The following is an 810-nucleotide window of genomic DNA, read 5'->3' on the forward strand; positions in this document are numbered from 1 at the left end:
TCGCGGTGGGGAAGAACGCGTCCATCCCGAACGTGCGTGCCTCATCGGGGATGATCGGGGCGATGTGCTTGCCGAAGGCCTTGTCCCGCATCAGGTCTTTGAGGAGCCTGACGAAGGCCATGGTGGTGGCGGCCTGCTGCTTGCCCGAACCGCGCTTGGCGACCTCGTAGGACTTCGCGTCCGGGAGGGTGATTTCGGCGTGCTTGGACCGGCGTTCGGGGACCGAGCCACCCAGGGCGGCGCGGCGTTCCATCATGTACTGGATCTCCGGCGCGTCCATGCCGGGGTGGTAGTACGGGGGCTGGTACAGGTCTTTGTCGAGCTGGTCATCCGTGATGGGGATCCGCAGGTGGTCGCGGAACTTCTTCAGGTCATCGAGGGTGAGTTTCTTCATCTGGTGGGTCGCGTTGCGGCCCTCGAAGTGGGGTCCGAGGCCGTAGCCCTTGACGGTTTTGGCGAGGATGACGGTGGGTTTGCCCTTGAACTCAGTCGCTGCCTTGTACGCGGCGTAGACCTTGCGGTAGTCGTGGCCGCCGCGTTTGAGGTTCCAGATCTGGTCATCGGTCAGGTCCGCGACCAGGTCCTTGGTGGCGGGGTCCTTGCCGAAGAAGTGTTCGCGGACGAACCCGCCGGATTCGGCCTTGTAGGTCTGGTAGTCCCCGTCAGGGGTTTCGTTCATGATCTTCACCAGCGACCCGTCGGTGTCCTTGGTGAGCAGGTCATCCCATTCCCGGCCCCAGACGACCTTGATCACGTTCCAGCCCGCGCCGCGGAAGAACGCTTCGAGTTCCTGCATGATCTTGCCGTTAC

Annotated in this window: 1 protein-coding gene; it reads right to left on the reverse strand. The window is 63.3% G+C overall.

The features are described 5' to 3' along the window. Window positions 1–810 (reverse strand): thiamine pyrophosphate-binding protein (locus tag AC5RVN_RS17410; RefSeq protein WP_494138752.1); only part of this gene is annotated, 810 nt, incomplete at both ends.

The sequence above is a fragment of the Arthrobacter sp. sptzw32 genome (assembly GCF_059089735.1).